Genomic DNA, 7,134 nt, shown 5'->3' with positions numbered 1-7,134 from the left:
GCTCGCAGCGCGATCGAGATTTTTCGGGCCACCAACTCGTCTACTCGCCTGACCCGATGACAATTGCTTCGCACCGACATAGATCACCTCTTCCCAACTCTTCCAGCAAAACCTCGTCCCTGGCTAAAATGTCGAGGAAAGGAGGAGAACCAGTCGCTATTCCAACAAACGTCCCGCTAACGCTCCACTGAACCTGCCATTGGATTTCCTTTTGTCGGAACGGCGCGATAGCAAAGTTTAGGTAGTTCCGATGAGCTCAAGAACGGAGTGTCGGGGGTCGTTTCCCCCTCCCCCCTCGGAACTCTTCATCGTCATCCGGAGGGAGAGAAAAGCTGCCTGAGGGCGTTCTCTCTGGCGCCCATTTCTGAGCCAAATGGACACGCGCGAAAAACGGGCCGAACCCGCGACCTCCAGCGTGAGAGGCCTCCAATCGAGCTCACCGGGAAGATGAGCCATCCACGCTCCACACGTTGAAGGGCGCTTCGGCGCCGACGCATCGGACACTTTGCTCTGTGCGGCGGTCTATCTCGGCATGTTCGAAAATCGACAGATGAACGCAAGCAAGCTCGCTGACAATGTCGGGGTGCCACGCTCGACCATGGATCTCGAACGGGTCGGCCAAGCGAGCGAAGAGGCACGACAGGGATCGAACCTCCCCTACCATGTCAAGGTAGTCCGGAACACGAATTCTCGCGCAAGACTAAAGCGAAAAGGCCAGTAGACGTGCAAACGGAGTAAGAACAAGATCGGAACGAAACGCCATTTGCTGTTGACGTGCTGTTGACGGGGCTGCGTCTGACGAAATGGCCTTCTACGCCAATTTCCTTGACGGCGCGGCAATGAAACTTCGGAGCTCGCGCCATCATGCGTGAGAGTGCCTTGACGCAAGCATCTGAAATTTCCGACAGAGCGGCTGATTAAGAGTCAGCCACAGGTTGAGAACAATCAATGACTTACCGGTCGCACGCCTGGGCTTTTCCGACCGAAAACGGGTATTCGTCGCACGATCGCAATCGTCCATTCTGACAAACGCATCGGTCAGCCCGCATTGAAGCCTCAATAGGTTTTCTTCTACGGTCACGACAAATCGTGCCTCAGAACGGCTCCGATCTGCTCCAGCGCCCAATCGACCTGATCGCTGGTGATCACAAGTGGTGGGGCGATCCTAATCGTGTGTCCATGGGTATCCTTGGCAAGGATCCCCCTGGCCTGCAGTGCCTCACAGTAGCGGCGCGCATCCCCTGCTTCCGGGTGAAGTTCAACCGCCAACATCAGCCCACGCCCACGCACCTCACGGATCCTATTGGAGCGGATGCTCCTCAGGCCATCGAGGAAGCGCGCGCCCTGCTCGGCCGCGTTATCGATCATCCCTTCCTCGACAAGCACGCGCAGAGCAGCCCGCGCCACCGCACAGGCGAGCGGGTTGCCACCGAAGGTCGAGCCGTGCTGTGCCGAGCACCGCGTTATTCGAAAGGACGGCCGATACCGGATAGAAGCCGCCGGACAATGCTTTGCCGAGCAGCGTCACGTCCGCCTCGATGCCATCGTGCTGTTCGGCGAGCAGCTTACCGGTGCGACCGAGCCCGGTCTGGATCTCATCGAGGATCAACATCACGTCGTGCGCGGTGCAGAGCTCGCGTACCTTCGTGAAATAGCCGGACGGCGGAATGATAACGCCGGCTTCTCCCTGGATCGGCTCGACGAGGAAGGCGACTGTGTTCGGCGTGATCGCCTCCTTAAGCGCCTTGGCGTCGCCGAAGGGAATGATGCTGAACCCTGGTGCGAACGGTCCAAAATGATCACGCGCCGCCGCGTCGGTGCTGAAGCCGATGATGCCGAGGGTGCGGCCGTGAAAGTTGTCGGCGCAGACGACGATCTCGGCTTGCCCATCCGGCACACCCTTGACCTCGTAACCCCGCTTGCGCACCGATTTGATCGCGCTCTCCACGGCCTCGGCACCGCTGTTCATCGGCAGAATCTTATGAGAGCCAGTAAGCTCCGCAATCTGCTCGTAGAAGGGGGCCAGTTGGTCGTTGTGGAAGGCGCGGGAGGTCAACGTCAGCTTGCCCGCCTGTTCTACTATAGCGGCTAGTATTTTCGGATGGCAGTGGCCCTGGTTCACGGCCGAATAGGCGGAGAGGCAATCGAGATAACGGTTACCTTGCGTATCCCACACAAAGACGCCCTCGCCGCGCGACAGAACGACATCGAGCGGCTCGTAGTTCTGGGCGCCAAAGCGCGCTTCCCTTGCGATGAAATCAGAGACCGGTGGCCCCATCTTTTTCGTCCCTCCCGTTGCAGCGGACTGGCACCAACTGGGCTCTCCACGCCCGCTAATCATGACAACGGCACCAGCCTGCGTGCGGCAGCACAATTATCGACAGCAACAATTGCTTGCATCCAGCTCGAAGAAGGCGCCGCAATCGGCATGATCTCCGGTGAGAACCGTGACGAGGGTACGATGGGCTCAAATCGGGGCGCGCAACCACCGATACCGACATTCGCTTCAAGTCGCAATTTGAATACCCAGGTAGCGCTCAAAAGAGCTTGTTCGTGAAGTGGTTGGGACAGCACGGTGCGATGAATACTGCTCTCCGAAGGCGAAGGCCACAGGTTCGAATCGTGTCGGGTGCGCCATTTTCCATCGCACATCTGAACTGACGCGTTACTGGCGGTGCGATCATGTTCGTCCAGCCCCGCGTCAAGGGCCGCGCCGGCATACGAGATGCTGTCGCCCCATCAGACTCGTCCCGCTTCCTGGCACATCGACAAGCGCGCTCGACACGGGGTCGGTGAGCCTCACTGCGGTAGCGGTTTGCCGGCACGTTTGTTACTTCTGCGCTGTCGCTCCGTCGCGAGCCACCGTGCCATATTTCGATCTTTATTGGCATAGTATGCCCAACCTTGAGCCGTGCCGCCCCACCGATAATCCTTGATGGTCATATCGATGCCGCGGTCGATGACGAATTGCATCGACTCGTAGGTCCCGTTGGAAATCAAGTGGTGCAGCAGGCTCGCCGGCTCGTGCGAGCCCCAGCGGGTGTTGATGTCGGCGCCGTGTTCCAGCAGGAAGTCCGCCACATTGAAGTGATCGTTGGTCACGGCGAACGCAAGCGCGACGTCGATCACCTGCTGCGTCGTCGCCGCATCCCAGCCGAGATGGCTGCGCGCGCGGGTCGTTGAATGGGTAGTGGTTACGAAGATCGTCCACAGGCGCGCCGGATTCGTCGAACCATTGCCTGACGCGCGCGAGATCGCCCATGCCCGCCGCATGCGGCAGATCGTCCGGAAGTGGCCAGATGCCGGTCAGCAATGGCACGAGGTGAGTGTGTTTGTAAGTGAACGCGAACTCGATGGCTTGTGATTGCGGCGGTGGCCGGCGCCGCAGGATCGCGGGATCAAGGTCGAGAAAGGCGGCAATGAACTTGCTGCCATAGTTCAAACATGCGAGCTCGATGAGCCGGTTCTGAACGGCCACCCAGTCGTCGCCCAGCAGCCATGGCGTGCGCTGCAGCTGGCCCACAAACGCCGCCAGATCGTCATCGTGAATCGTGCGGATGATCCGTTCGATGACGAACGCCTTCCACGGCCCGACTTCGATCGCATAGGAAGGTCTGTGCTCGATGCAATAGGTGATGAACGCGCGACGGCCGGGGTTTTCGTCCACATGTTTGCCAAGTTCGGGATCGAGCGCGATCGATCGTTCCAGCAGGAGGGATGCGATGTCCTCATGCTTGAAGCTGCAGGCGCGCACGAAGGCTTCGTTGACGGTTGCGAGATCGTGCGGGCTCGCGGTAAGAGCGGCGCGGACGGCATCGACATCACCGAGCGCGGTAAGAAACTTGAGCGTGCGCGGTAGGCAGGCCGCGGGGCTGAAACAGTTGCAGCAACCCCCAGGCGCGGGACAGGAGCAGACCCTCGCATACCTCTTTCGTCACCACTGCGCCGGCGTCGATCAAAAGCTCGGCGCATGGTCCGCGGGTGAACCATTGTTCTCTTTCCGGGTCGCCTGCGTCCCCGTAGGCGAACGTGGCCATTGCGAGCAGGCCACCGTCTTCCTGCCAGGAAAGCAGCGCAGGGTATTCAGCCAGCAGCGGTCTTAAACTCTCGACGTCGTTGTCGTGAATGACGCGTCGAGCCTGCGTCACCGCCCAATCTAAACCCCCGCCGAGCCGTTTGCTTACCTCTTTGGTCAGGACTTGCCAGCCGGCAAAGCCGTATTCCCGCGCGATCACGAGTTGTGCGCTACGCTGCGTCAGCGGCGCATCGACGCCCGGCAGGTGCACGCGTGCACGCGCGATCGCGCCAACGTCACCGGCGGCGACGTCGCGCGCGAGCTTCTTTGCTTGCTTGCGCAGGGATTCCAGGGATGGACGAGCGGGCAGAAACTTCGGCGTGGTCATCGCGACCTCCTTTCGTAGCGCCTGTGACCCGCTGAAATCAGGCTGAAAGAAGGTGTTGAACACGCTCTTTGACACGGAACAGGTGGGAGTTTTCCCTTGCCGCGGGCAGGAGGCGCCCTGTCTGGCGCGCTCCTTATAGTGTCATCGAGCCTCGCGAGGCTGTCAATTCACGACGGCATCAGGCGGCATTGGCCGGTGCGCCGTTGTGACACATAGTTCGGGATTGCGGCACAGCGACAGGAAGCGAGGGTCCCGCTTCCGGCGAGGGTGTAGCGCGAAATCGCGGTCCGTCGCGGACTCGCGGGTTGGAGCGCGTGGTCGGTCGCGACATCATAGTGCCACGGCGAACCAATAGTGCCCATTCATCGGCCGTGGCGCGCCAAATATCTAAGTCATGCCGAACTAGCGATCTTAGTATTAAGAATGTATCGGTGCCCTTACGATAGCCAGCACCACTTGCTATCCTGATAGCTCCAGTTATTCGATGTGGACGCTGAAGAAGATGCGATCGGGCGGCTTGAGTTTTACCCGCCTTGTTCTTCATCGCGAAATCCGTCCTCCGACCCCACGCTGGGAAGCTACGGTTTGCGCGGTGACTACGGGTGACGTCGCGCAACTGGTCGCAACGGCGTTTGTCGCACCCCTCATTGGTTTTGCTGTCGATTCGAACAATCGAATACAGTGGAGAACAGTGCAGCGGCGGAGAGGGAGTCCGTCAATCCCCGTTGATGCAAAAGCCATTTTTCACTCCGGCAGCTGGGAACCCACGCTCCGAGCTACCAGGGTGCGTACTCCTAAATTTCGGCCGTGTCCGCTTCACGCTCAGAAGCGGCCGTCACCTGGCCGCCGGCTCGGTGCACGATTGGCATCAGGTCGCTAAAGCCATTTCGTTGATGCGCGCGTGCCGGCTTGGGTGCCGCAAATAGTCGTGCACCACCTTGCCGAGGCCGAGCGTAAGGTCGGCAAGGATGTGGATCGCGGATACGACCTCAAGGACGGGTAGCTCGGCAACGGGTGCCAGGGCGTGAGGGGACAGGTGCAGCGCCGCTGGCCCAATCCAAGCGCCCTTCATCGTGACGTCCTCGAGATGGTATTCGACCAGCTCGCAGATGCGTGGCGTGCCGTCAACATGCGGAATGATCTTGAGCAGAAAGTTTGGAGCCGCAAGGGAAGCTTTGACTTGCGCCAGGTCAGCTTCGCGGTGCTTGTAGCCCATCGTACCGGTCGCGACGCGAAGCGGCCCATAGTCCAGGGTTCCGACAAGCGTGTCGATCTCGGTTCGCAGCGTCGGCTGTGCAAGCTTTTTGGGAAAGCCCCAGAGTTCACGGCCGCCAGCGATCGGTCCCTCGTCGTTAAGGAACATGCAGTGGGTGTAGCTGCCCCTGCGGCCGCGGAACGAGACTGGGATCACCTGACCGCTCTCCGTGTAGTCGCCGAAGCCATTGGAATCCGGCATGCGGATGAATTCGTATTTCACCAGCGTCTCGCGCTCGTCGAGTTCGAGCGGCGCCGGCACAATTGCACGCAGCTTTGCCGGATCAGTACGGTATGTGATGATCAGATATTCGCGATTAACGAACCGATACGGGCCAGGGGGATAAGACGGGCTCGTAAGCGGCATTGCGAAGGCACGCTCCAATACTTCTTTCTCACGCATGTTCTAGTCCTCTTTGTCGTGGGTTTGCGGTGGATTGCCTATTCGCGACCGTCACGTTCGAGATCAAACGTGAAGACGCCATCCAGGCTCGCGGGGCGAGCAAGAACTTCAGGATGACGAAGCGTGCGGACGGCATCGTGATATCCGGCACGCCAATGGTCCTGCATCGACAGCCGCGAAAACTCGTAGTCCTTCGAGTGACCTTCGTAGTTCTGTGCCCGGTAGATCAGGTGGATGATGTTGTAGACCTTGTCGCTGGCGACCGACTTCAGGATCTTCAGATCATCATTCTCCTCAAGATCAGCAGGAAGCCGGCGCAGGAGCGCCGCGATTGCACGCTGGACGCGGTGCACGCTTTTGAATTGGCCGGTGCTCGCACGCGTGCGGCTTGAAAACTGAATTTCTTTGTGACGCGTGGCGACTTCCGCCAGATTGCGCGGCAGCGCGCCTTGCGAGCTCCAGAGATCGACCTGAAATGCAAGCGTATCCTCACGAACGGGGTTACTGTCGATCACCCACTGTAGCGGCGTATTGGACACGAGGCCGCCATCCCAGTAGTGCTCGCCATCGATCTCGACCGCCGGAAAACCGGGCGGCAGTGCCCCGCTCGCCATGACATGCTCCGCCGTGATCTTGTGGGTGTTGGTATCGAAGTAGACAAAATTGCCGGTCCTGACGTTGACCGCGCCCGCGCTGAAGCGCGTCATCCCCGCGTTGAGGCGATCAAAATCCACCAGACGCTCAAGCGTTTGCTTGAGGCCGCTGGTGTCATAGAAGCTGGTTGCCCCGAGCGTTCCGCCCGGCTGGAGCCAGGGCACCACAGCGCGCGCAGAGAAGAAGCCCGCAGCGCCGCAGGCGACCGCGAGATTGGCACTAATTTGGTTGAGAAGATTGCGCGTGTCGTCACTTCTCGCCAAATCACCGAAGGGATTGGCTAGCCAATCCCAAGGGGCGCTCGACGTCACATGCGCCCAGAATTGGCGCAGCCTCTCGACGCGGGAATTGGGCGGATTGCCGGCAATGATGGCGGCGTTTATCGCACCGATCGAGATGCCGGCGACCCAGTCCGGATGG

At 60.0% G+C, this 7,134-nt stretch carries 5 protein-coding genes and 1 pseudogene; 1 reads left to right on the top strand and 5 read right to left on the bottom strand.

What is annotated here, in order from left to right:
- Positions 1 to 1,077 precede the first annotated feature (1,077 nt).
- Positions 1,078 to 2,278, bottom strand: a pseudogene (rocD, locus tag JOZ76_RS14770) (ornithine--oxo-acid transaminase).
- A gap of 521 nt (positions 2,279 to 2,799) precedes the next feature.
- Positions 2,800 to 3,273: an ankyrin repeat domain-containing protein gene (locus JOZ76_RS14765; RefSeq protein ID WP_291699360.1), complete on the bottom strand. Its 474-nt coding sequence runs from the start codon at positions 3,271 to 3,273 to the stop codon at positions 2,800 to 2,802.
- A 91-nt stretch (positions 3,274 to 3,364) separates the two neighbouring features.
- Between JOZ76_RS14765 and JOZ76_RS14760 the strand changes: the two genes are divergently transcribed.
- Positions 3,365 to 3,859: a hypothetical protein gene (locus JOZ76_RS14760; protein ID WP_291699359.1), complete on the top strand. Its 495-nt coding sequence runs from the start codon at positions 3,365 to 3,367 to the stop codon at positions 3,857 to 3,859.
- Here JOZ76_RS14760 and JOZ76_RS14755 read toward each other — a convergent pair.
- The 3 genes from JOZ76_RS14755 to JOZ76_RS14745 all read right to left on the bottom strand — a co-directional run.
- Positions 3,822 to 4,403 (bottom strand): hypothetical protein, encoded by a 582-nt coding sequence (locus JOZ76_RS14755; protein WP_291699358.1) that lies wholly within the window; start codon positions 4,401 to 4,403, stop codon positions 3,822 to 3,824. The genes JOZ76_RS14760 and JOZ76_RS14755 overlap by 38 nt on opposite strands.
- An 868-nt stretch (positions 4,404 to 5,271) precedes the next feature.
- Positions 5,272 to 6,060, bottom strand: coding sequence for an acetoacetate decarboxylase (locus JOZ76_RS14750; RefSeq protein ID WP_291699357.1), 789 nt, complete (start codon positions 6,058 to 6,060; stop codon positions 5,272 to 5,274).
- Between the two features lie 38 nt (positions 6,061 to 6,098).
- The coding region (locus JOZ76_RS14745; RefSeq protein WP_291699356.1) for a DUF3734 domain-containing protein at positions 6,099 to 7,134 on the bottom strand (1,036 nt) is incomplete at its 5' end.

Source organism: Bradyrhizobium sp. (assembly GCF_019244115.1).
Classification (GTDB): Bacteria; Pseudomonadota; Alphaproteobacteria; order Rhizobiales; family Xanthobacteraceae; genus Bradyrhizobium.
This window is presented reverse-complemented; position numbering and strand designations above follow the sequence as displayed.